At 70.4% G+C, this 26,209-nt stretch carries 2 protein-coding genes; both read right to left on the bottom strand.

Annotated features, from left to right (window positions below; translation table 11 throughout):
• Positions 1 to 185: 185 nt before the first annotated feature.
• Positions 186 to 20,714: a non-ribosomal peptide synthetase gene (locus CRV15_RS04785; protein ID WP_003962144.1), complete on the bottom strand. Its 20,529-nt coding sequence runs from the start codon at positions 20,712 to 20,714 to the stop codon at positions 186 to 188.
• Positions 20,711 to 26,170 (bottom strand): non-ribosomal peptide synthetase, encoded by a 5,460-nt coding sequence (locus CRV15_RS04780; protein ID WP_003962145.1) that lies wholly within the window; start codon positions 26,168 to 26,170, stop codon positions 20,711 to 20,713. Before CRV15_RS04780 ends, CRV15_RS04785 begins: the two co-directional genes overlap by 4 nt.
• Between the last annotated feature and the right edge of the window lie 39 nt (positions 26,171 to 26,209).

Raw genomic sequence — 26,209 nt, 5'->3', positions numbered from 1 at the left:
CGGGTGTCCCGGGTTTCCCCGGTGACGAGGACCCCGGGGCGGACCGGTTCGGTGGAGTGGACAACAGACGCGCTCCTCGATGACAGGGAAGAGGGAAGGAGGAGGCGGCCCGGCCCCGGGAACCCGCCCGGGGCCGGGCCGCCTCGATCGGAGCGGACCGCCCGATCGGCCGGCCGCTCCGTGGATCAGACCGCTCCGCGGAACTCCGTGAGTGCCTTCACCACCCGCGCACCGGAGTCCCCGTTGGTCAGGGCGACGAAGCCGGTCCGCGCGCGCAGCCGCGCCGCCGACAGCCCGTGGAACCCGACCGGGGTCCCGGCATGGCCGAACTCGGTTTCTGTCTCCGTGACATCGACGACCGTGCCGAGGCCGTAGAGGCTCAGCGGCGACGGGGTCAGCATCGCCCCGGCCGTGGCCCGCTCCAGCAGCGCGCCCGGACGGCCCAGCGCCGAACGGCGCACCTCCAGTGCCGCCTTCGCCAGGTCCACCGCCGTCGACCACAGCCCGGCCGCCGCGGCGTCCGGCCGGACCCGCCGGCCCAGGGGCCCGCCGTCGGCGTCGTGCCCGACGGCCACCGTTCCGCTCAGCCGCTCGGGATACGCCTGGTCGAAGCTACTGTCCCGCATGCCCAGGGGGTCGAGCACCAGCGAGCGCATCAGCTCGGCGAAGGGTTCACCCGTCACGTCCTCCAGAATCCGCTGGAGGACGACGTAGTGGACGTTCGCCTTCCGGAACTGCGTACCGGGCACGCCCTCGCGGGTGACCTCGGGCACCTCGGGCACGGCGCGACCCGTCAGCAGATCCAGGGTGGACGGCACCTTCGGCCCCGGCGGGAAGCCCAGACCGGGCGTCGCCGACAGACCGGACTGGTGTCCGAGCAGATGCCGCACGGTCACCGGGGGCAGTCCGGGCCCGCCCGGAATCCGCCAGTCCGTCAGATAGCTGTCGGCGTCCGCGTCCAGGTCGAGCACCCCCCGGTCCACCAGGCGCAGCACGCCCAGCGCGGTGATGTGCTTGCTCAGGGAGCCCACATGGAACGGGGTGCCGGCGCGGACCGGCCGTGTCCCGTCGGCCGTGCCGTAGCCCTCGGCGGCCACCAGCTCACCGTCGTGGATCACAGCCAGGGCGATCCCGGGGACGCGGTGCTCGGCCAGCAGATCGCGCACCCGATCGGCCTCGGGCAGTCGGCCCGCGGTCCACCAGGAGAGGGCGGACACCGGCCGCTCACCTCCCCGCGGGTCCCGCGCGTTCCGTGTCTCCTGCCCGTTCCCTGCCTCCGCTGCCGGGGCGGCCTCGGCCAGGGCCGTGTCCACCGCCGCGGCCACCCGCTCCAGCGTCTCGTACTGATAGAGCTGGAACAGCGTCATCGGCAGCTGCTCCCGCTGCGCGGCGGCGACCGCCCGGATCACCAGGAGGGAGTGCCCGCCCCGCGCGGAGAAGCCGTCCCCGCGGCCGATCCGTTCCACTCCGAGGACCTCGGCCCAGATCCGGGCGAGTCGCTGCTCGGTCCCGGTGACGGGCGGCTCGAAGTGCTCGGCGCCCGTGTCCCACTCGGGGACGGGCAGGGCCTTGCGGTCCACCTTCCCGTTCGCGTTCAGCGGCAGGGCGTCCAGCACGGTGAAACCGGCGGGGACCATGTACTCCGGCAGCAGCTCCGCGCAGTGGGCCCCCAGCTCCGCCGCCGTGGGCGGCCCGGCCGGGTCGGCGGGCACCAGATAGGCGGCCAGCCGGACATCGCCCGGGGCGTGCTCATGCCCGATCACGAACGCCTCGCGGACCTGGTCGTGCTCCAGCAGGACCGAGCTGACCTCTCCTGTTTCGATGCGGTGGCCGCGGATTTTGATTTGGTGGTCGGTGCGGCCGAGGAATTCGATGGTGCCGCCTGGGAGGTGTCGGGCGAGGTCGCCGGTGCGGTAGAGGCGGGTGCCGGGTTGGCCGTGGGGGTTGGGGAGGAAGGTGTGGGCGGTGTGGGCGGGTTGGTTGTGGTAGCCGTGTGCGGTTCCGGTTCCGGTGATGAAGAGTTCGCCGGTGGTTCCGGTGGGGACGGGGTTGAGGTGGGTGTCGAGGATGTGGGTTTGGGTGCCGGGGAGGGGGGTTCCGATGGGGGTGGTGGGTCGGGTGTTGGGGTGGGTGGGGATGGTGTGGGTGGTGGTGCCGATGCTGGTTTCGGTGGGTCCGTATTCGTTGATGAGGCGGTTGGGTCCGAGGAGTTGGGTCCAGTGGTGGGCGAGTGTGGGGGGGAGGGGTTCGCCTGCGGTGACGATGGTGCCGGCGAGGTGGGTGGCTTGGGTGGGGGTGAGTTGTTGGGTGAGGATTTCGAGGTGGGCGGGGGTGAGTTTGAGGTAGGCGTAGGGGGCGTGTTGGTTGAGGTGGTGGGCGAGTTGGGAGAGGTCGAGGTGTTGGGGGAGCATGACGACGCGTTGGCCGGTGAGGAGGGGTGCCCAGATGTTGGGGATGACGAGGTCGAAGGCGAGGGAGGTGAAGACGGCGGTGCCGGTGGGGTTGTGGGTGGGGTGGTTGGTGGTGCCTTGGTTGACGAGGTCGCGGGTGGCCCAGGTGAGGTGGTTGGCGAGTCCTTGGTGGGGGATGGTGACGCCTTTGGGGCGGCCGGTGGAGCCTGAGGTGTAGATGAGGTAGGCGGGTGTTTGTGGGTGGATGGTGGTGGTGGGGGGTGTGGTGGGTTGGGTGGTGAGGGTGGTTTGGGTGTGGGGGTTGTCGAGGTGGATGAGGTGGGGGATGTGGTTGTAGGCGGTGGTGTTGTGGGTGTGGGTGGTTTGGGTGATGAGGGTGTGGGCGCCTGCGTCGTTGAGGGTGGTGGTGGTGCGGTTGGGGGGGTTGGTGGGGTCGAGGGGGAGGTAGGCGGCTCCGGTTTTCCAGATGGCGAGGAGGGTGGTGTGGATGTGGGGTCCTCGGTCGAGGAGGACTCCGATGATGTGGCCGGGTCCGGCGCCGGTGGTGGTGGTGAGGTGGTGGGCGAGTTGGTTGGCGCGGGTTTCGATGTCGTGGAAGGTGAGGGTGAAGTCGTGGCCTTCGACGGCGGTGGCGTGGGGGGTGCGGGCGGCGATCCGGGACCAGGTCACCGGTACCGGAACCACCGACAACGCCCCTTCGACGGCGTCGGCCCAGCGGTCCAGCGTCGCCTGCTCCTCGGCGGGCAGCGTGTAGAAGCGCGGATCGCCCTCGGGGTCCTCGGCCATGGCCTCCAGCACCGAGCGGTACAGAGCGGCCAGCCGCCGCGCTGAGGACTCCCCGAGGCTCCGGCTTCCGCAGCGGAGCTGAAGCCGCCCCGGAGCCGACGCCACGGAGAACCCGAACTCGTTGTGGCCCGCCCCGGCACCCGCCGCCGCGTCCACCTCGACACCGGTGCGCTGACCCAGCTCCTCGGCGGAGCCGAAGTCCTGGTGGCTGAAGTAGACCTCCAGCAGCCGTTCACCGTTCCCGAACTCCTGCTGGATCGCAGGCATCGGGAAGTGCCGGTGCCCCCATACCTCCCGTTCCCGGGCGAAGACCCCGGCGACCAGCTCCGTGTGGCTCCGGGCGCCCCGGCGGAACGGGAACGGCAGCACATTCAGGAACATGCCGTGGATACGGTCCGCGTCCGCCGACTCCGGGCGCACATGGTGGGTGAGGCCGGAGAGGAAATCGTCCTCGGGTGTCAGTCTGCTGAGCACCGTGAGATGGGCGGCGAACAGCACACTCTTCAACGGTGCCTGCGCGCGGGCCGCGAGCCTGCGCAGACCGTCCTCGATGTCCGCGAAGGGCACGGACAGCACCCGCGGACCGTCGTCCTCCACCCGCTGTCCCTGTTCCGTCCGGTCCTCGGCGGCCTCGCCCGCCGCGCTCCAGTCCGCGGGCAGCCGGACCGGCGACCGCCCGGCCACCAGCCCGCGCCAGAAGTCACGGGTCCCGGCCGACTCCAGCGCGGCCAGCTCGGCGGCCACCGTGTCCGCGAACCGCACGGCGGTCGGCGCCGACGGCGGAACCTGTCCGTCCAGCAGCCCGTGATACAGCCCCATCAACTCGCTGAGCAGCCGCTGAAGGCTCCACCCGTCCAGGATCACATGGGCGTACGCGACCGTGAGCTGCCAGCTTCCGTCGCCGCACAGCCGCACGTCCAGCCGCAGCAGCGGGCACGCGTCCCGGTCCAGCGCCCTACGGGCGAGACCGTCCACATGGTCCCGGACGAGCCGGTCGGCCTCCTCGGCGGTGACCCCCCGGAGGTCGGTGACCTCCACGGTCAGCGCCACGGACGAACGCACCAACTGGAGCGGACGCTCATACGTCCCCAGATCGACGCCGGTGCGCAAGACGTCGTGCGCCGCGACCAGCAGGTCCACGGCCCGCTGGAACACATCCGGGGCAAAGGGACGCTCGTCCCGCACCCGCATGCTCTTCACCAGGTGGTACGCCGGGCGCTCCGCACCGGCCAGCATCTCCAGATGCATACCGAGCTGGCTGCGGGTGAGCGGGTAGGCGTCGTCCAGGCCGTCCGGCAGCAGGGCCCGCTCCGCCGCGCTGATCAGCGAGAACGGCTCGGTGGAAGCGACCGCGGCCTGCCCCGGGTCCGGCTCCGGGAGGCTTCCGTCGTCTGTCAGCAGCCCGGCGCAGAAGTCCTGGAACACCGGGCGCTCCAGCACATCGCGGACCTCCGCCCGGATTCCGGCGTCCCGCAGGGTGCCGACGAGCAGCACACTGCGGATCGAGTCGCCGCCCAGCTCGAAGAAGCTGTCCTGCATACCGACGCGGGCCTCCCCCAGAACCTGCTGCCAGATCTCCGCGATCCGGACCTCCAGCGCGGTACCCGGAGCGATGAACTCCGTGGCATTGCCCAGTGACCGTCCCTCGGGTGCGGGGAGGTTGCGTTTGTCGAGCTTGCCGTTGGGGGTGAGGGGGATGGTGTCGAGGGGGACGTAGGCCGCTGGGACCATGTAGTCGGGGAGGGTGGTGGCGAGTTCGGTGCGGAGGGTTTTGGCGTCGGGGGTGTGTCCGGGTTCGGGGACGAGGTAGGCGACGAGTCGTTTGTCGCCGGGGGTGTCCTCGCGGACGATGGTGACGGCCTGGCGGATGTCGGGGTGGTTGGTGAGGGCGGCGGTGATCTCGCCGAGTTCGATGCGGAAGCCGCGGATCTTGACCTGGTCGTCGATACGGCCGGAGAAGTCGAGGGTTCCGTCGGGGTTGCGCAGGGCGATGTCGCCACTGCGGTACATCCTGCTGCCGGGCGGCCCGTAGGGGTCGGGGAGGAACCGTTCGGCGGTCAGGGACGGACGGTTGAGGTAGCCGCGTGCCACACCCGGGCCGGAGACATGGATCTCCCCGGGAACACCGTCCGGCACCGGGCGCCCGTCAGCGTTCAGCAGATGAACGGCCAGGTCCGACAGCGGACGTCCGATCGGGTTGCCGTCCGCCTCGAAGTCCTTCTTCGTGAGCCGGTGGTAGGTCGTGTGGACGGTGGTCTCCGTGATCCCGTACATGTTGACGAGGGAGATCCGTCCGAGGCCCATGCGGTCGACCCACGGACGCAGCCCGCTGATCTCCAGTTTTTCTCCGGCGAAGATGACGGCGCGGAGGTGGAGGCGCTTGATGCGGGGGTCGTTGGCGGCGGCGAGGGCGGTGAGGGAGCTGAAGGCGGTCGGTGTCTGGGACAGGACGGTGACCTGGTGTTCGGTGAGGAGGTCGGCGAACTCCTCGGGTGAACGGGTCACTGCACGGGGGACGATGATGAGCTGTCCGCCGTGGGCGAGGGCTCCCCACATCTCGAAGACGGAGACGTCGAAGGCGTAGGAGTGGGCCATCGACCAGACGTCGGTGTGGTCGAAGGCGAAATGCTCCTGCGCCGTGGTGAGCAGGCGTGCGACGTTGACATGCGTCAGCACCACACCCTTGGGGCGGCCGGTGGAGCCGGAGGTGTAGATCGTGTAGATCGCGTTCTCGGCCGAGGACACGACCGCAGGGTTCTCGGTGGAGAAATCCGTCAGGTCGGTGGTGTCGAGGACGACGAGCTGTCCGTCGTAGACGGTGGTGAGGCTGGGTGCGAGGTCGCTGGTGGTGATGACCAGGCGGGCCTGCGCGTCGGAGACGATGTAGCCGAGCCGGTCGACGGGGTTGACCGGGTCCAGCGGCAGATAGCCCGCCCCCGACTTGAGAACGCCGAGGAGAGCCGGGATGAGATCCGGACCGCGTTCCAGGTGGACACCGATGGCGTCCTCGGGACGTGCGCCGAGAGAGCGGAGCAGGTGGGCGATACGGTTCGCCCGCTCGTTCACCTCCGCATACGTGTACTGCGTACCGTCGGCGACGACGGCGACCGCGTCCGGACGCTCCGCCACCATCGACTCGAACAGACCGTGCATCAGCGGACCCTCGGCATGGGCCCCGGCGGAAACCCCGGCAGCGGAAGTCTCACCGACCGTGGGGTAGACCGCGCCCACCTCGCCGTCCAGGCCCTCCGCCATCGACTCCAGCACCGACCGGTACATGCCGCCCAACCGTTCCGCGTGCTCATGGCCGACCAGCGAGGTGCTGCCCCGCAGGGAGATCCTGCGGTCGCCGTGCGCGTGCACGCTGAGGCCGAACTCATTCGGGGCTTCGCTGATCCCCGTGCTCTTGTCCACGATGTCGCCGTCGATCTCGTAGAAGTCGATGAAGTTGAAGAACACATCGGCGAGCCGCTGCCCGCCGCCGAACTCCCGCTGGATGCTCGGCAGCGGGAAGTGCCGGTGCGTCCATACCTCGGTCTCGTGCGCCAGCACGGCCGGGAGCAGATCGCGCCAGGTCCGGGCCCCGCGCTCGTACGGGAACGGCAGCGTGTTGAGATGCATGCCGATCACCTGCTCGGCGCCTGTCGTCTCCGGCCGGACATGGAAGACCACGCCGGTGTGGAACCGGGGCTCGTCGTTGAGCTGGCTCATCACCTTCAGATGCGCCGCCAGCATCAGTGTCTTGAACGGAACGTCCGCCTCGGCGGCACGCTCCCGCAGCCGCCCGGCCAGATCGGCCACCGGGACATCCACGGACAGTTGCTCCGCCGCTCCCGGGCCGGCCCAGCTCGCGGGCGGGACCGCCTTGACATGCTCGGTCACCACAGAACGCCAGTAGGCACGGCTCTCGTCCCGGCCCAGCGCGGCCAGCTCGGCGGCGATCACATCGGCGTACCGCACGGGAAGCGGCTGACGGGCGGGGGCGGCACCCTGGTCGCGGACAGCGCGATAGGTGGTGAGGAGGTCCATCTCCAGGTTCTGCGTGCTCCAGCCGTCCATGACCACATGGGACGTGGTCAGCACCAGCCACCAGGCGTCGTCGCTCTCCAGCAGCGCGGAGACCCGGACGAACGGTGCCTGCTTGAGGTCGAACAGCCGGGCCCGCTCGGCGGCCACATGGGCGCGCAGCTCCCGCAGGCCGTGCTCCTGGTCGAGCCCCCGGAAGTCGGAGATCCGGACCGGGACATCGGCGCTCTCGTGCACCAGTTGCAGGGGAGTGGACCAGCCGGTGAGCCGCACCGATGTGCGCAGGGAGTCGTGGCGTGCGGTCACGGCGCGGACGGCGGTGCGCAGGGCGGACTCGTCGAAGGCGCGGTCGTCGGTGATCCGCTTGGCGATGACGGTGTGGTAGTTGTTCCGCCCGTCCCCGCCTCCGCCGCCGATCAGTTCGGCGATCATGCCGAGCTGCATCTGACCCAGCGGATAGGCGTCCACCACTCCGTCCGGCAGGGTCGCGCGGTCCGCCTCCGGGATGAGGGCGAACGGTGCCGTTCCGGTGCTCGGCCGTCCGATCCGGGGGCGGCTGTCGATGACCGACGCGAGCCGGTCGGCGGTGCGCTGTTCGAACACATCCCGTACGGAGACCTCGTAGCCGCGGCCCCGCAGGGCGCCCACGACGCCGACCGCGCGGATGGAGTCGCCACCGCGGTCGAAGAAGCGGTCCGTCACGCTGACCCGGTCGGCCCGCAGCACCTGCTGCCAGATCTCGACGACATCGCTCTCGGCGGCCGTTCTCGGCGCGACGATCTCCGACTCGTCCCGGGCCCCGGTGTCCGGGGTGGGCAGGGCCTTGCGGTCGAGCTTCCCGTTCGCGTTCAGCGGCAGGGCGTCCAGGAACATGAACGTGGACGGGACCATGTATTCGGGGAGCTGTTCGGCGCAGTGCTCCCTGAGCCACTCCGACTCTCCGGTGGCGCCGTTCGTCTGCTCCGCTCCCTGCTCCGGGCGGCCCATCAGATAGGCGATCAGCCGCTTGGCGCCCGACGCGTCCTCGTACACCAGGACCCTGGCCTGCTGCACCGCGGGATGCCGCTGGAGATGTGCCTCGATCTCTCCTGTTTCGATGCGGTGGCCGCGGATTTTGATTTGGTGGTCGGTGCGGCCGAGGAATTCGATGGTGCCGCCTGGGAGGTGTCGGGCGAGGTCGCCGGTGCGGTAGAGGCGGGTGCCGGGTTGGCCGTGGGGGTTGGGGAGGAAGGTGTGGGCGGTGTGGGCGGGTTGGTTGTGGTAGCCGTGTGCGGTTCCGGTTCCGGTGATGAAGAGTTCGCCGGTGGTTCCGGTGGGGACGGGGTTGAGGTGGGTGTCGAGGATGTGGGTTTGGGTGCCGGGGAGGGGGGTTCCGATGGGGGTGGTGGGTCGGGTGTTGGGGTGGGTGGGGATGGTGTGGGTGGTGGTGCCGATGCTGGTTTCGGTGGGTCCGTATTCGTTGATGAGGCGGTTGGGTCCGAGGAGTTGGGTCCAGTGGTGGGCGAGTGTGGGGGGGAGGGGTTCGCCTGCGGTGACGATGGTGCCGGCGAGGTGGGTGGCTTGGGTGGGGGTGAGTTGTTGGGTGAGGATTTCGAGGTGGGCGGGGGTGAGTTTGAGGTAGGCGTAGGGGGCGTGTTGGTTGAGGTGGTGGGCGAGTTGGGAGAGGTCGAGGTGTTGGGGGAGCATGACGACGCGTTGGCCGGTGAGGAGGGGTGCCCAGATGTTGGGGATGACGAGGTCGAAGGCGAGGGAGGTGAAGACGGCGGTGCCGGTGGGGTTGTGGGTGGGGTGGTTGGTGGTGCCTTGGTTGACGAGGTCGCGGGTGGCCCAGGTGAGGTGGTTGGCGAGTCCTTGGTGGGGGATGGTGACGCCTTTGGGGCGGCCGGTGGAGCCTGAGGTGTAGATGAGGTAGGCGGGTGTTTGTGGGTGGATGGTGGTGGTGGGGGGTGTGGTGGGTTGGGTGGTGAGGGTGGTTTGGGTGTGGGGGTTGTCGAGGTGGATGAGGTGGGGGATGTGGTTGTAGGCGGTGGTGTTGTGGGTGTGGGTGGTTTGGGTGATGAGGGTGTGGGCGCCTGCGTCGTTGAGGGTGGTGGTGGTGCGGTTGGGGGGGTTGGTGGGGTCGAGGGGGAGGTAGGCGGCTCCGGTTTTCCAGATGGCGAGGAGGGTGGTGTGGATGTGGGGTCCTCGGTCGAGGAGGACTCCGATGATGTGGCCGGGTCCGGCGCCGGTGGTGGTGGTGAGGTGGTGGGCGAGTTGGTTGGCGCGGGTTTCGATGTCGTGGAAGGTGAGGGTGAAGTCGTGGCCTTCGACGGCGGTGGCGTGGGGGGTGCGGGCGGCGATCCGGGACCAGGTCACCGGCACCGGAACCACCGACAACGCCCCTTCATCGGAACTCCAGGAAAGCTGGCGCTCCGCCTCTCCCCGGGGCAGGTGGACCGTGCGCGCGTCACCGTCGGCACCCCGCGCCATCGACTCCAGGACCAGCCGGTACATCTCGGCCAGCCGTGCGGTGGCCTCACGGGCCAGTACACCCGTGTGCGTCTTGAGGACCAGACCAGCGCCGCCGGTTCCCACCGTCAGCGCGAACTCGGTGCCGCCTGAGCCGAACCCGGCACCCAGGTCCAGCTTCTCCGCGTCCAGATTGTGGAAGTCGCGGTAGTTGAAGATCACATCGATCAGGCGCTGCGAGGCGCCACCGGCGAGCCGCTGCATCTCGGGCAGCGGATAGCGGCGGTGCGGCCACAGCTCGACCTCGGTGTCGAAGACCTGGCGCACCAGCTCGCCCCAGGTCCGCGCGGCCCGCCGGAAGGGGAAGGGCAGCGTATTCAGGAACATGCCGTGGACGCGGTCCGAGCCCCGTACCTCCGGCCGGACATCCGCGACCAGCCCGGTGTGGAAACGCTCCACATGGGTGAGCTGGCTCATCACCTTCAGATGCGCCGCCAGCAGCACACTCTTCACCGACACCCTGGCCTCGGTGGCCAGGGCGCGGAGCTGCGGCTCCAGATCCGCGAGCGGCACGGTGACGGAGTACGCCTCGGGCGCCGCGTCGCCGTCGCCGGCCCAGTCCTGGGGCAGCGTCAGCGGAGTGTGGTCCTCCACGAGCTGCTGCCAGTAGGCACGCTCCTCCGCCGACTCAAGGGCGGCCAGCTCGGCGGCCACGGTGTCCGCGAACCGCACCTCGGGGGTTCCTTCGGAGGTTCCTTCGGAGGTTCCTTCGGAGGCGAGGGAACGGCCCTCGACCAGCGCCCGGTAACCGTCGACCAACTCCATGATCATGGAGTGCTGGCTCCAGCCCTCGGTGACCATGTGCGAACGGGTCAGGCTCAGCCACCAGCCGTCGTCCCCGAGATGCACGGCCATCCGCAGTTGCGGAGCCCGGGCCGGGTCCAGTGGACGTTCCCCTTCCGCGGCCACGTGCAGATCGAGCGCCTCCTGGACCGCCCGCGGCTCCAGCCCGCGCAGATCGTGCACGGCGAGCGGGGCCTCCACCCGGCTGTGGACCAGTTGCAGCGGCGTCGACGCGATGGACAGGTCGAACGACGTCCGCAGGGCCTCGTGCCGGGAGACCACGTGATCCAGAGCCGCTCGCATCGCTGCCGCGTCGAAGGGCCGCTCGTCCCGGACCTTGTAACCGGCGGTGCTGTGGTAGTGCGCCCCGGTGCCTGCCTGCTGCTCGTACAACATGCCCGTCTGCACCTGCGTGAGCGGGTAGGCGTCGTCCAGGCCGTCCGGCAGCAGGGCCCGGTCCGCCGCGCTGATCAGCTCGAACGGGGCCACCGCACGGTGCCCGGCAGCCGAAGTGCCCCGCGTACCGACCAGGGCCGCGAGCCCGGCGATCGTGCGCTGTTCGAAGACCTCGGCGACGCTGACGTCGTATCCGGCGGCACGGACGGCACCGACGAGGGCGACGGCACGGATGGAGTCACCGCCGACATCGAAGAAGGAGTCCTCCACACCGACCGTTTCCAGCCCCAGCACATCCGCCCAGATCACGGCGATGTGCTGTTCGAGGGGGGTGCGGGGGGCGGTGTAGGTGTCGGCTGTGCCCAGTGACCGTCCCTCGGGTGCGGGGAGGTTGCGTTTGTCGAGCTTGCCGTTGGGGGTGAGGGGGATGGTGTCGAGGGGGACGTAGGCGGTGGGGACCATGTAGTCGGGGAGGGTGGTGGCGAGTTCGGTGCGGAGGGTTTTGGCGTCGGGGGTGTGTCCGGGTTCGGGGACGAGGTAGGCGACGAGTCGTTTGTCGCCGGGGGTGTCCTCGCGGACGATGGTGACGGCCTGGCGGATGTCGGGGTGGTTGGTGAGGGCGGCGGTGATCTCGCCGAGTTCGATGCGGAAGCCGCGGATCTTGACCTGGTCGTCGATACGGCCGATGACTTCGAGGCTTCCGTCGGGTCGGCGCAGGGCGATGTCGCCACTGCGGTACATCCTGCTGCCGGGCGGCCCGTAGGGGTCGGGGAGGAAGCGTTCGGCGGTGAGGGCGGGGCGGTTGAGGTAGCCGCGTGCGACGCCGGGGCCGGAGACATGGATCTCTCCCGGGACGCCGAGGGGTACGGGGTGTCCGTCCGTGTTCAGCAGATGAACGGCCAGGTCGGAGAGGGGGTGGCCGACGCGGCTCTGGGCGGGGTTGGCGAGATCGGTGTCGTCGAGTGCGTGGTAGGTGGTGTGGACGGTGGTCTCCGTGATCCCGTACATGTTGACGAGGGAGATCCGTCCGAGGCCCATGCGGTCGATCCAGGGGCGCAGCCCGCTGATCTCCAGTTTTTCTCCGGCGAAGATGACGGCGCGGAGGTGGAGTTGGCTGATGCGGGGGTCGTTGGCGGCGGCGAGGGCGGTGAGGGAGCTGAACGCGGTGGGGGTCTGGGACAGGACGGTGACGCGGTGGTGGGTAAGGAGGTCGGCGAACTCCTCGGGTGAACGGGTGACCGCACGGGGGACGACGATGAGCTGTCCGCCGTGGGCGAGGGCTCCCCACATCTCGAAGACGGAGACGTCGAAGGCGTAGGAGTGGGCCATGGACCAGACGTCGGTGTGGTCGAAGGCGAAGTGCTCCTGCGCCGTGGTGAGCAGGCGGGCCACGTTGGTGTGGGTGAGGACGACGCCCTTGGGGCGGCCGGTGGAGCCGGAGGTGTAGATCGTGTAGATCGCGTTCTCGGCCGAGGAGACCACCGCAGGGTTCTCCGTGGAGAAGCCCGAGACGTCCGTCGTGTCGAGGACGATGAGCTGTCCGTCGTAGACGGTGGTGAGGCTGGGTGCGAGGTCGCTGGTGGTGATGACCAGGCGGGCCTGTGCGTCGGAGACGATGTATCCGAGTCGGTCCACGGGGTTGACCGGGTCCAGCGGCAGATACCCCGCACCCGACTTGAGAACGCCGAGGAGAGCCGGGATGAGATCCGGGCCGCGTTCCAGGTGGACACCGATGGCGTCCTCGGGGCGTGCGCCGAGAGAGCGGAGCAGGTGGGCGATACGGTTCGCCCGCTCGTTCACCTCCGCATACGTGTACTGCGTGCCGTCGGCGACGACGGCGACCGCGTCCGGACGCTCCGCCACCATGGCCTCGAACAGACCGTGCATCAGCGGATAGCCATCGACGGACGGAGCGCTGACGGGCCCGGTGGTGACCAGGGTGTGTTCGTGGTCGGGGAGTCGGGTCACGCGGGCGTCGCCGCTGATGCCCTCGGCCGCCATGGCCTCCAGCACCGCCCCGTACATCCCCACCAAACGCTCCACATGGGCCTGGGACAGGACATGGCTGTTGCTGCGCAGACCGATCTGCCCGGCGACAGTGGTCACCGCCAGACCGAACTCGGTCTCCGTCTGGTTGATGCCATTGCCCTCGTCCACGATCTCCTCGTCACCGAGGTTGTGGAAGTCCAGGTAGATGAAGAACACGTCGAGCAGTCGCCGACCGTCGTTCCGGATGGCCTGGAGCGGGAAGGAGCGGTGCGGCCAAGCGGCGACCTCGGCATCGAAGACCTGCCGCGCCAGCTCGCCCCAGGTGGCGGCCGTACGGGTGTGAGGGTGCGGCAGCGTCGTGATGTACATGCCGATGAGACGGTCGGCGCCCTCCACCTCGGGACGGGTGTGGCCGACCAGGCCGGTGAAGAAGTGCTCCTCGCTGGTGAGCTGGCTCATCACCTTCAGATGGGCGGCGTGCAGCACCGCCTTGACCGGCACGCCGGCCGCCGCCGCGACCGCGCGCAGCTGGGGCTCCAGATGCCGGTACGAGTAGCCGGCGCCGACCCGCTGAGCGGGAGCGTCCAGGTCGCCGTGCCAGCCGTCGGGCAGGGTGAAGCGCGTGTGGTTGTCGACGACATCCCGCCAGAACTGCCGCTGTTCGTCGGAGGCGAGGGCGTCCAGCTCCGCCGCGACGGTGTCGGCGAAACGGATGCGGGGTGCCTCGTAGTCGACGTCATGACCCGCGCTGAGCCGGTCGTACACCTCGACGATGTCCTTCAGCAGGGCGTGATAGCTCCAGCCCTCCAGCACCGCGTGGTTCTTGGTGAACGAGCACCGCCAGGCGTTCGGGCCCTGGACATGGAAGAAGATCCGCAGCAGCGGCGCCGAGCTGTCCAGGTCGAACGGGGCGGCCCGCTCGGCGGTGACGAAGGCGCGCAGCTCGGCCTGCTGCTCGTCGGGGTTGAGGTCGCTGATGTCCCGCCAGCCGAGCGGGATGGCGACGTCCCGGTGCACGAGCTGCATCGGCACGCTGTAGCCGGTCAGTGAGGCGGAGGTGCGGAGGATGTCGTGCTGCTCGGCGACCGTGCGCACGGCGGCGGTCAGCTTCTCGAAGTCGAAGGGCTTCTCGTCGCGGACCAGGAAGGAGATCAGGTCGTGGTAGTTGGCCCGCTCGCCCGAGGCCAGCGTCTCGACCAGCATGCCGGTCTGGTTCTGGGACAGCGGGTAGGCGTCGTCCAGGCCGTCCGGCAACAGGGCCCGGTCCGCCGCGCTGATCAGCTCGAACGGCTGGACAGGCGCGGCCGGGGCCTGCGGGACGGACTGACCGGTGACCGCCTCGCACAGATCGGCGATGGTGGTGTGCCGGAAGACGTCTCGGACGCTGACGTCGAACCCGGCGGTCCGGAGCGCTCCGACCAGGGTGACCGCGCGCAGCGAGTCCCCGCCCAGCTCGAAGAAGTCGTCGTGCACACCGACGCGGTCGACGCCCACGGCCTGCGCCCAGATGGCGGCCATCCGCTCCTCGTCGGGCCTGCGGGGGGCGACATAGCGGTTCCGGGCGAGCTGCTCGATGTCAGGCGTCGGCAGGTTGCGTTTGTCGAGCTTGCCGTTGGGGGTGAGGGGGATGGTGTCGAGGGGGACGTAGGCGGTGGGGACCATGTAGTCGGGGAGTGTGGTGGCGAGTTCGGTGCGGAGGGTTTTGGCGTCGGGGGTGTGTCCGGGTTCGGGGACGAGGTAGGCGACGAGTCGTTTGTCGCCGGGGGTGTCCTCGCGGACGATGGTGATGGCCTGGCGGATGTCGGGGTGGTTGGTGAGGGCGGCGGTGATCTCGCCGAGTTCGATGCGGAAGCCGCGGATCTTGACCTGGTCGTCGATACGGCCGGAGAAGTCGAGGGTTGCGTCGGGGTTGCGCAGGGCGATGTCGCCGCTGCGGTACATCCTGCTGCCGGGGGGCCCGTAGGGGTCGGGCAGGAAGCGTTCGGCGGTCAGGGACGGACGGTTGAGGTAACCGCGTGCCACACCGGGGCCGGAGACATGGATCTCCCCGGGGACGCCGAGAGGGACGGGGCGTCCGTCCGTGTTCAGCAGATGAACGGCCAGGTCCGACAGCGGACGTCCGATCGGGTTGCCGTCCGCCTCCAAGTCCTGCTCTGTAAGCGCGTGGTAGGTGGTGTGGACGGTGGTCTCCGTGATCCCGTACATGTTGACCAGGACCGGAGCGGTGAGGCCCTTGCGGTCGACCCAGGGGCGCAGCCCGCTGATCTCCAGTTTTTCTCCGGCGAAGATGACGGCGCGGAGGTGGAGTTGGTTGATGCGGGGGTCGTTGGCGGCGGCGAGGGCGGTGAGGGAGCTGAACGCGGTGGGGGTCTGGGACAGGACGGTGACCTGGTGTTCGGTGAGGAGGTCGGCGAACTCCTCGGGTGAACGGGTGACCGCACGGGGGACGATGATGAGCTGTCCGCCGTGGGCGAGGGCTCCCCACATCTCGAAGACGGAGACGTCGAAGGCGTAGGAGTGGGCCATGGACCAGACGTCGGTGTGGTCGAAGGCGAAGTGCTCCTGCGCCGTGGTGAGCAGGCGTGCGACGTTGACATGTGTCAGCACCACGCCCTTGGGGCGGCCGGTGGAGCCGGAGGTGTAGATCGTGTAGATCGCGTTCTCGGCGGAAGAGACGACCGCAGGGTTCTCCGTGGGGAGGTCCGTCAGGTCGGTGGTGTCGAGGACGATGAGCTGTCCGTCGTAGACGGTGGTGAGGGTGGGTGCGAGGTCGCTGGTGGTGATGACCAGGCGGGCCTGTGCGTCGGAGACGATGTATCCGAGTCGGTCGACGGGGTTGACCGGGTCCAGCGGCAGATACCCCGCACCCGACTTGAGAACGCCGAGGAGAGCCGGGATGAGATCCGGGCCGCGTTCCAGGTGGACACCGATGGCGTCCTCGGGACGTGCGCCGAGGGAGCGGAGCAGGTGGGCGATACGGTTCGCCCGCTCGTTCACCTCCGCATACGTGTACTGCGTACCGTCGGCGACGACGGCGACCGCGTCCGGACGCTCCGCCACCATGGCCTCGAACAGGCCGTGCATGAGCGGGTAGCCGTCAATGGACGGAGCGCTGACGGGCCCGGTGGTGACCAGGGTGTGTTCGTGGTCGGGGAGTCGGGTCACGCGGGCGTCGCCGCTGATGCCCTCGGCCGCCATGGCCTCCAGCACCGCCCCGTACATCCCCACCAAACGCTCCACATTGATCTCGTCGATGTGGCGCCGGTTGGCCGTCAGGATGATGTGCCCGGACCGGGAGGAGACGGTGAGCGGGAATTCGGTGGGGCTGTCGTCGTTGCCCGCCATGATGTCGATCAGCTCGGTGTCGACCTGACGGAAGTCGTGGTAGTTGAAGTAGACGTCCATCATGCGGCCGGTGCCGCCCCACGCCCGCTGAACCGTCGGCATGGGGTAGCGGCGGTGCGGCCACAGCCCCACCTCGGTGTCGAAGACCTGGCGCACCAGCTCGCCCCAGGTCCGCGCGGTCCGCCGGAAGGGGAAGGGCAGCGTATTGAGGTACATACCGGCGACGCGGTCGGCGCCGACCATCTCCGGGCGCATGTCGCAGACCAGCCCGGTGTGGAAGTCCTGCTCACCGGTGAGCTGGCTCATCACCTTCAGATGCGCTGCCACCATGACGGCCTTCAGCGAGGTCTCGGTGGCGGTCGCGAGCGCCCGCAACTGGGGCTCGATGTGCTGGAAGGGGAACGCGCCCTTGTGGGCGTCGAACGCACCGGCCTCGGGCGTACCCCAGTTCTCGGGCAGCCGCAGCGGTGCGTGGTCCTGGACGACCCCGTTCCAGTAGGCGCGGTCCTCCGTGGACTCCAGCGCGGCGAGTTCCGCCGCGATGGCGTCCGCGAACCGTACGTCCGGAGTGCCCTCGTACGCGGGCTCCTGCCCGTCCCGCAGGGCGAAGTAGGTGGTCAGCAGCTCCATGATCAGGGAGTGGTAGCTCCACCCCTCCATGATCGGGTGGCACTCGGTGATGGAGAGCCACCATCCGTCGTCGCTGGTCGTGTGCGCGTGATAGCGCATCAGTCCGGGGACGGACATGTCGAAGGCGTCGGCGCGCTCGGCCGTGGCGAATCGCCGCACCTCCGCCCAGACGCTGTCCTTGTCCTGACCGGTCAGGTCGATCGTCCGCGTCACCATCTCCGCGTGCTGGTGCACGAGCTGGAGCGGGCGGGAGTAGCCGGAGAGCTGGATCGACGTGCGCAGCGCCTCGTGCCGCTCCACCAGGACCCGGCCGGCGGCGGCGAAGGCGGCGGCGGAGAAGGGGACCGCGTCACGTATCCAGTACGACGACACATTGTGGTAGTTGTTCTGCGCGTCATCGGTGAGCATTTCGACGACCATGCCGAGCTGGTTCTGCGACAGCGGATAGGCGTCGGCGACGTCCTCGGGCAGCAGGGCCCGGTCCTCCGCGCTGATCAGCTCGAACGGCTGGACAAGCCGCTGGACGACGCTGTGCCCCTGTGCCTCTCCTGTCAGCTCGCCCAGTCGGGCGACCGTCCGGGCGTCGAAGATGTCCCGGACGCTGACCTCGTACCCGGCGGTCCGGAGCGCTCCGACGAGGGTGACCGCGCGCAGCGAGTCCCCGCCCAGCTCGAAGAAGCTGTCGTGCACACCGACACGGTCGACGCCGAGGACGTCCCTCCACACCTCTGCGATGTGCTGTTCGAGGGGGGTGCGGGGGGCGGTGTAGGTGTCGGCTGTGCGCAGGGTCGCGCTGTCGGGCGCGGGCAGGTTGCGCTTGTCGAGCTTGCCATTGGCGGTGAGCGGGATGGCGTCGAGCGGGATATAGGCGGTCGGGACCATGTAGTCCGGGAGACTCTGGGTGAGGTCCTGGCGGATGGCGGGTGTGTTGAGAAGGTGTCCGGGTTCGGGGACGAGGTAGGCGACGAGTCGTTTGTCGCCGGGGGTGTCCTCGCGGACGATGGTGATGGCTTGGCGGATGTCGGGGTGGTTGGTGAGGGCGGCGGTGATTTCGCCGAGTTCGATGCGGAAGCCGCGGATCTTGACCTGGTCGTCGATGCGGCCGATGACTTCGAGGCTTCCGTCGGGTCGGCGCAGTGCGATGTCTCCGCTGCGGTAGAGGCGGCTGCCGGGGGCCCCGTAGGGGTCGGGGAGGAAGCGTTCGGCGGTGAGGGCGGGGCGGTTGAGGTAACCGCGTGCCACACCGGGGCCGGAGACGTGGATCTCCCCCGGGACGCCGAGGGGGACGGGGCGCCCTTCGGGGTCGTGGAGGTGGACGGCCAGGTCGGAGAGGGGGTGGCCGACGCGGCTCTGGGCGGGGTTGGCGAGGTCGGTGTCGTCGAGTGCGTGGTAGGTGGTGTGGACGGTGGTCTCGGTGATCCCGTACATGTTGACCAGGACCGGAGCGGTGAGTCCCTTGTGCTTGACCCAGGGGGTCAGTTCGCGTGTCTCCAGTTTTTCTCCGGCGAAGATGACGGCGCGGAGGTGGAGTTGGTTGATGCGGGGGTCGTTGGCGGCGGCGAGGGCGGTGAGGGAGCTGAACGCGGTCGGTGTCTGGGACAGGACGGTGACCTGGTGTTGGGTGAGGAGGTCGGCGAATTCCTCGGGTGAACGGGTGACCGCACGGGGGATGACGATGAGTTGTCCGCCGTGGGCGAGGGCTCCCCACATCTCGAAGACGGAGACGTCGAAGGCGTAGGAGTGGGCCATCGACCAGACGTCGGTGTGGTCGAAGGCGAAATGCTCCTGCGCCGTGGTCAGCAGCCGTGCGACGTTGACATGCGTGAGGACGACGCCCTTGGGGCGGCCGGTGGAGCCGGAGGTGTAGATCGTGTAGATCGCGTTCTCGGCCGAGGACACGACCGCAGGGTTCTCCGTGGGGAGGTCCGTCAGGTCGGTGGTGTCGAGGACGATGAGCTGTCCGTCGTAGACGGTGGTGAGGCTGGGTGCGAGGTCGCTGGTGGTGATGACCAGGCGGGCCTGCGCGTCGGAGACGATGTAGCCGAGGCGGTCGACGGGGTTGACCGGGTCCAGCGGCAGGTATCCGGCGCCTGACTTGAGAACGCCGAGGAGAGCCGGGATGAGATCCGGGCCGCGTTCCAGGTGGACACCTACAGCGTCTTCGGGGCGTGCGCCGAGGGAGCGGAGCAGGTGGGCGATTCGGTTCGCCCGCTCATTCACCTCCGCATACGTGTACTGCGTGCCGTCGGCGACGACGGCGACCGCGTCCGGACGCTCCGCCACCATCGACTCGAACAGGCCATGCATCAACGGATAGCCGTCAACAGACGGACCGTTGACAGGACCCGCTGTCATCAGGGCCCGTTCAGCCGCTCCGAGGATGTCGATCCGCGCCAGGACGGCGTCCGGGTCCCTCAGGGCATGGTCGAGCAGAGCCCGGAAGTGGCCGACGAAGCGTTCGACGGTCTCCTCGTCGAACAGCGATGTCGCGTACACCATGCGCCCCTGGAAGGCGCCGTCCGGGTGCTCTTGGACCTGGAGGGTCAGATCGCACTTCGCGATGCCGTCCTCGTGGAGGAACGGCTCGACCGACAGACCGGGCAGGGCGAACGAGTCGAGCCGCCACTCGTGCATCGTGAAGGCGACCTGGTAGAGCGGCGTCCGGGACTGGTCGCGCTCCGGCTGGAGCTCGTCCACGAGGTGCGCGAACGGCACCGACTGGTGGTCGAAGGCGTCCATCACATCGCGTCGGTTGGCACTCACCAGCCGACCGAAGGTGGTGGCGGGGTCGTCCCACCGGGCGCGCATGGTCAGCGAGTTGATCCCGTAGCCGAACATGCCCTGGAGCTCAGGGCGGGCCCGGCCCGACACGACGGTGCCGACGGGGACGTCCGTCCGTCCCGTGTAACGGGAGATCAGCGCCTGGAAGGCCGTGAGCAGCACCGTGAACGCGGTGGTCTCGTAGCGCTTGGCCACGTCACGCAGATGCTCGGACAGTTCGGGAGACAGCTCGAAGGCGACCGAGGCACCCGAGGGGTCCCGCCGTTCGGGGCGGGCGCGGTCGACGGGCAGATCGGTGGGGACGACATCCGCGAGCCGCTCGCGCCAGTAGGCCAGGGCGGGTTCCGCGCCGGTCCCGGCCAGCTCCTGGCGCTCCCAGGCCGCGTAGTCGGCGTACTGGAGCGAGACGGGAGGCAGCACCGCGCTCCCGCCGTCCCCGGTCCCGGTGCCTCCGTTGTGGAGCGCGGCGGCGTAGCAGGCGCTCAGCTCCTGGCCGAAGAGCCGGGTGGACCAGGCGTCGCAGGCGATGTGGTGGAAGACCACGGCGAGTACATGGTCGTCCTGGTCCAGCCGCAGCAGCCTGCCCCGTACCGGCCATTCGGTGGCGAGGTCGAAGGGGGTGGCCATCTCCTGGTCGAGCGCGGAGCGGGCGTGCTGCTCGCGCTCGCTCCCGGGGTGCCCGGAGAGGTCGGTCAGCGGCAGCCCGAGGGTACCGGCGGGGTCGATGACCTGGACCGGGTCCCCGTTGAGCAGCTCGTACCGCGTACGCAGGATCTCGTGCCGGGCGCAGACCTGTTCCCACGCGCTGTTCAGCGCTTCGGGGTCGAGGGTGCCGCGCATCCGGAGGACGAGGGGCACCAGATACTCGGTGCTGTCCGGCTCAAGACGGCTGAGGAACCACATCTGCTGCTGGCCGTGGCTCAGGGGGAGGGGTGCGTTCCGGTCGGCCTGGGGGATGCCGGTGGGACGGGCGGAGGCGCTTCGGCCCCGGCGTCCGGCGAGCCGCTTCCGCAGCAGCTCCTCGCGCAGGGCTTCGGCAGACTGCTTCTGGTGGCTCATGCGTTCGGCTCCTTCGCCTGCGCGGCGGCGTATGCGCTGTCCGTGCTGGTGCTCGTGCTGGGTGCTGTGCTGGTGTTCGTCGTCTGTGCGCCCGCGGCTGCCGACGCGTCCGAGCCTGTGCCCGTGTCCGAGTCCGCGTCCGAGCCCGTGTCCGTGTCAGTGCCCGTGTCCGGAACCGCGTCCGAGCCCGTGTCCGTGTCCGTGTCCGTGTTCGCCACGATGTCGCTGTCGGACATCTCCTCGATCTCCGCGCGGATGCGGTTCTCGATGGTCCGGGCGATGCCCGCGATGGTCGGGGCCTCGAAGACGGCGCGGACCGGGAGCGTCACGTCGAACTCGGTCCGGATCTCGGCGATCATCCGGATGGCGAGGATCGAATTGCCGCCACGGCCGAAGAAGTCGTCGTGTGCTCCGGCCTCGACCCCGCAGACCTCGCGCCAGATGTGCTGGACGATTTCCTCGACGGGGCCGAGCGGTGTGTCGTCGGCCGCCGGGTCCGGTCCGGCCGGCTCGGGCAGCGCGGCCCGGTCGACCTTGCCGTTGCGGTTGAGCGGGATGGCGTCCAGCCGTACGAAGGCGGACGGAACCATGTAGTCGGGGAGCTGCCGGGCACAGTGGGCGGCCAGCTCGGCATCGGCGGCGGACTGCGTACCGTCACCGGCGCCACCGGCCCGCTCCGCCCCGTCCTCCGGCCTCCTCCCGTCCCGCGCCGTCCAGTACGCGACGATGCGTGCCTGCCCGCCCTCGCCCCGGGGCAGGACGACGGCGTCCGCGACGGCCGGGTGACCGAGCAGCACGGTGCGGATCTCGCCGGTCTCCACGCGGTAGCCGCGAATCTTGATCTGGTCGTCGCCGCGGCCGAGGAACTCCACGACACCGCCGTCCCGCAGGCGCACCAGGTCCCCGGAGCGGTACATCCGGCTGCCGGGCGGCCCGTACGGGTCGGGCAGGAACCTCTCGGCGGTGAGTCCGGCGCGTCCCAGATAGCCCCGGGCCACACCGGTGCCGCCGACGTACAGCTCGCCCACGGCGCCGACGGGAACGGGAGCCAGCGAGGCGTCGAGGACCCGCATGGTCATGCCGGGCAGGGGGCGGCCGATGGGCACGGTGCCCGGACCGGGTTCGCGGGGCACCGGCAGGATGCTGGTCCCGACGGACGCCTCGGTCGGCCCGTACTCGTTGATCAGACGGCCCTCGCCGAGCAGCCCGGTCCAGTGCGCGGCCGACGCGCCCGGCAGGGCCTCGCCCGCGACGACGACCGTGGCCGCCAGTGCCTCCGCCTCGGCCGTGCCGAGCTGCTGGGAGAGGATGTCCAGATGGCCCGGGGTGAGCTTGAGGAAGCTGAAGGGGCCCGACTTCACCAGCCGGGTGCCCAGCTCGGACAGGTCGAGGTCCTGCGGCAGCAGCACCACGCGCTGCCCGGCCAGCAGCGGGGCCCACAGATTGGGCACGACCAGGTCGAAGGCGACGGAGGAGAAGACCGCTCCGCCGCCGGTGCCCGCGTCGACCAGGGTCTCCCGGGCCCACAGCAGATGGTTGGTGAGTCCCCGGTGGTGGACGGCCACGCCCTTCGGACGCCCGGTGGAGCCGGAGGTGTAGATGACGTAGGCGAGGGCGTCGAGGTCGGCCGTCGCACGGGCTCGCGCGGCGAGCTCCTCCAGGGACCGGACCGGCAGGGCGTCCAGCGCACCGGTCCCGGCACCCCCGTCTCCGTCCCTGTCTCCGTCCCCGGCCCTGTCCCCGTGGCTGTCGGCGTGAACGCCGCCGTCGCCGTGACCGTCGCCGTGACCGTGACCGTGACCGTCGCCGTCGCCGTGGCCTCCGCCGACGGTGACGATCCGCCCCGCGAACGTGTCGGCGAGCCCCGCTGCCCCGCGCTCGTCGGTGAGCAGGACCCGGACCCCGGCGTCGGCCAGCATCCCGGCCACCCGCTCGGCGGGGAACTCCGGGTCGATCGGCACATACGCGGCACCGGCCCACCAGGCCCCCAGCAGCGCCGGATGCAGATCGAGCCCACGGTCGAGCAGGACGCCGACCGGCGTGTCGGGCCGTACGCCCAGGGCGCGCAGCCGGTCGCCGACCTGCCCCGCCCGCTGTGCGAGCTGCCGGTAGGTCAGCTCTCCGTCATCCGCCCGGACGGCGATGGCGTCCGGCGTGCGCAGCGCCTGCTCGGCGATGAGGACATGCGCCGGGTGCTCCGGCTGCCGCGCCGGGCTGCCGCTCCAGCGGTCGAGACGACGGGTCTCGTCGGAGCCCAGGAGAGCGAGCCGGTCCAGACGCCCGCGCGGCTCGGCGGCGGCGCTCTCCAGCACCTGGCCGAGCGCCGCGACCAGCGCGGTGGCGGTGCTGTGCTCGTACAGGCTCGTCGCGTACTCCAGACCGCCGACGAGGGAGCCGTCCGGCTGCGGGCGCAGCAGCAGGGTGAGGTCGGTGTGGGCGAGGTGCCACATCCGGTGGAGGATCTCCAGATCCTCGTCGTCCGGCGCGTTGAAGTCCTCTCCGTGCAGGTCGAACGCGACCTGGTAGAGCGGGGTGCGGGACAGGTCGCGCTTGGGGGCCAGCTCGTCGACGAGCAGGTCGAACGGCAGCTCCTGATGGGCCAGGGCGTCCTTCGTGACCTCGGCGGTGCGGCGGACGGCCTCCGTGAAGCCGAGTTCCGGCTCCAGCCGGCAGCGCATGACGACGGTGTTGAGGAAGAACCCGACCACGCCGTCCAGCTCGGGGCGGCCCCGCCCCGCGACCGGGGCGCCGACGGGCACGTCCCACTGGCCGGTGTACCGGGCCAGGACCGTGGCGAGCGCGGTCAGGACGACGGCGAAGCGGGTGGTGCCCAGCTCCTGGGCGACGGAGTCCAGCGCGCGGACCGTCGCGGCGGGGACCTGGAGGGGGGCGATGGAGCCCCGGCCGTCCCGCATGGGGGGCCGGGGGTGGTCGGTGGGCGGCGAGAGCGGCTCCACACCCGCCAGCACCCCGCGCCAGTGCGCCACCTCCCGCTCCACCGTCCCGGAGGTCAGCCGCTCCTGCTGCCAGGCCGCGTAGTCGGCGTACTGGACGGGAAGCTCGGGAAGTTCGGGCCGCTCGCCCCGGAGCAGCGCGTCGACCGTCCGGTGGAAGTCGTCCTCCAGGATGCGCGAGGACCAGCCGTCGGTGGTGATGTGATGCATGGCGAGCACGAGCAGCCGTGGCCCGCCGTCCACCCGGTACACGGTGCCACGCAGCAGCGGTCCCTCGCCGTCCAGCGGGAAACCGGTGCCCATGAGGGTCTTCAGCTCGGCGGGAAGCTCCGCGCGCGTGCAATTCACCGTGGTGAGCGGGGTCTCGACGGACGCCCGGACGAACTGGGCGGGCTCGCCGCCGACCTCGGTGTAGCGGGTGCGCAGCGCCTCATGACGGTCCGTCAGAATGCCCAGTGCCTCACGCACCACCGGCAGATCGGCGCCTTCCGGCAGCCTCAGCAGCAGTCCCGCGACCCACTCGGGGCTACCCGGGTTCAACCGGTCCAGGAACCACATACGGCGCTGACCGGGGGAGAGGGGTACGCCCTTCGCCCGGGTCTCGGGTGCGAGCCGGGGGATGTCCGTGCCGGGCGCGGGCGCCTCGGGAGCCAGGTCCAGCAGGGCCGCCTGCGCCGCCAGGGTGGGGTTGCTCAGCAGGTCGTACAGGGTGATGTCCTGACCGGCCGCGCGCAGCCGGGTCGCCAGCAGGGCGATCTGGAGCGAGGTGCCGCCCAGCCGGAAGAAGTCGTCACCGGGGGCCGCCTCGGTCACACCGAGCACATCGCGCCAGATGTCGGCCACCAGGGCCAGGGCCTCGCCGCTCCCCGCAGGCCCGGAAGCGGAGGCGCCCGCGGAATCCGCCGCGGGGCCGGTCACCGTCGCGTCCGCGCCGGTCGCCGCGGAGTCCGCCGCCGGGTCGGGCAGCGCCTTGCGGTCCACCTTGCCGGTGGGGCCGATCGGGAGCCGGTCCAGGAAGAGGAACCGGGAGGGCAGATGGCTGGCCGGAAGCCGCTCCAGCAGATAGCGGCGGAGCGTCTGCTCGATCTGCTCCGGGGCGTCGTCCGACGCGGGCACCACATAGGCGGCGAGCCGCTTGCCGCCGTCGTCCACCCGGTACGGCAGGACCGTGCCCATCACCACCTGGGGGTGGTCGAGGAGATGGCTCTCGATCTCGCCCGGCTCGATCCGCACACCGTTGACCTTGATCTGGTCGTCGGTGCGCCCCAGGTACTCCAGCACACCGTCGGGGGTCCACCGCACCCGGTCACCTGTGCGGTACAGCCGGGAGGCGTCCTTCGCGTAGGGGTCGGGGACGAACCGGTCCGCCGTCTGGCCCGGCCGCCCCAGATAGCCGCGTGCCAGACCGGCGCCGCCGATCAGCAGCTCGCCCGGGACACCGATGCCCACGGGCGTTCCGGTGGCGTCCACCACCAGTACCCGGGTGCCGGGGATGGGCCGGCCGATCGGCACCGGGCCCTCGGACTGCGCGGGGTCGAAGCGGTGCGCGGTCGCGTTGACGGAGCACTCGGTGGGGCCGTAGGTGTTCCACACGTCGACGTCCACGAGCGCCCGCAGCCGCTGCGCCAGCTCCGCGTGCAACTGCTCACCGCCGGAGAGGACCTGGCGCAGCGCGTGGCAGCGGTCCCAGCCGTCCTCGGCGACCATCAGCCGCAGAATGGACGGCACCACCTGGAGGGTGGTGACACCGTGCTCGGCCACCGCGCGCACCAGGGCGGCCGGGTCCCGCTCGGCACCGGCGTCGGCGAGGACGAGGGTCCCCCCGGCGGCCAGCGGCGCGAAGACCTCCCACACATGGGCGTCGAAGATCAGCGGGGTGCGGTGGAGCACCCGGGTACCGGGGCCGAAGCCGAAGTGGTCCACCATCCAGCGGATCAGGTTGCCCGCGCCCTCGTGGCTGACCATGACACCCTTGGGCTCGCCGGTGGAGCCCGAGGTGTGCAGGACGTACGCGGTGTTGTGCCGGTGGAGGGACGGCGCGGGCGGGAGATCGGCCCGCTGCCCCGGTCCCCGGGACGGATCGTCGACGAGGTGCGCCGGGACGACGGCCCGGGCACCCGCGGCGGTCACCGCGTCGGCCTGATCGGCCTCGCAGAGCACCAGACGCGTTCCCGAACGGTCGATCAGGGCCCGCAGCCGGGCCTGCGGCGCCTCCGGGTCCAGGGGGAGATAGGCGGAGCCCGCCCGCCAGATGGCGAGCAGGCCGACGACGAGATCGAAACCGCGGCCGTGCCGGACACCCACGGGCGTGTCCGGCCCCGCGCCGAGCTGTCTCAGCCGGTGGGCTGCCAGCTCGGCACGGCGGTGCAGCTCTCCGTAGGTCAGGCGCTCGCGACCGGCCACCACCGCGACGGCGTCCGGGTCGAGCGCCGCCTGCCGGGCGATGAGCTCAGGGATGAGCGGGCTCTCCGCCTGGGAGTCGTTGCCCTGCGCCGAATTCATGTGCGCTCCTCTTGGTGGCTGGTCGTGAACGGATGAGAA

Origin of the sequence: Streptomyces clavuligerus (assembly GCF_005519465.1) — a bacterium.
GTDB lineage: Bacteria > Actinomycetota > Actinomycetes > Streptomycetales > Streptomycetaceae > Streptomyces > Streptomyces clavuligerus.
Note: the sequence above shows the minus strand (reverse complement) of the source record. Positions and strands in the feature narration are given on the sequence as shown.

Coding starts and splice junctions, on each gene's coding strand:
- CRV15_RS04780 (WP_003962145.1), bottom strand. CDS start 26,170: ATGAATTCGGCGCAGGGCAACGACTCCCAGGCGGAGAGCCCGCTCATC.
- CRV15_RS04785 (WP_003962144.1), bottom strand. CDS start 20,714: ATGAGCCACCAGAAGCAGTCTGCCGAAGCCCTGCGCGAGGAGCTGCTG.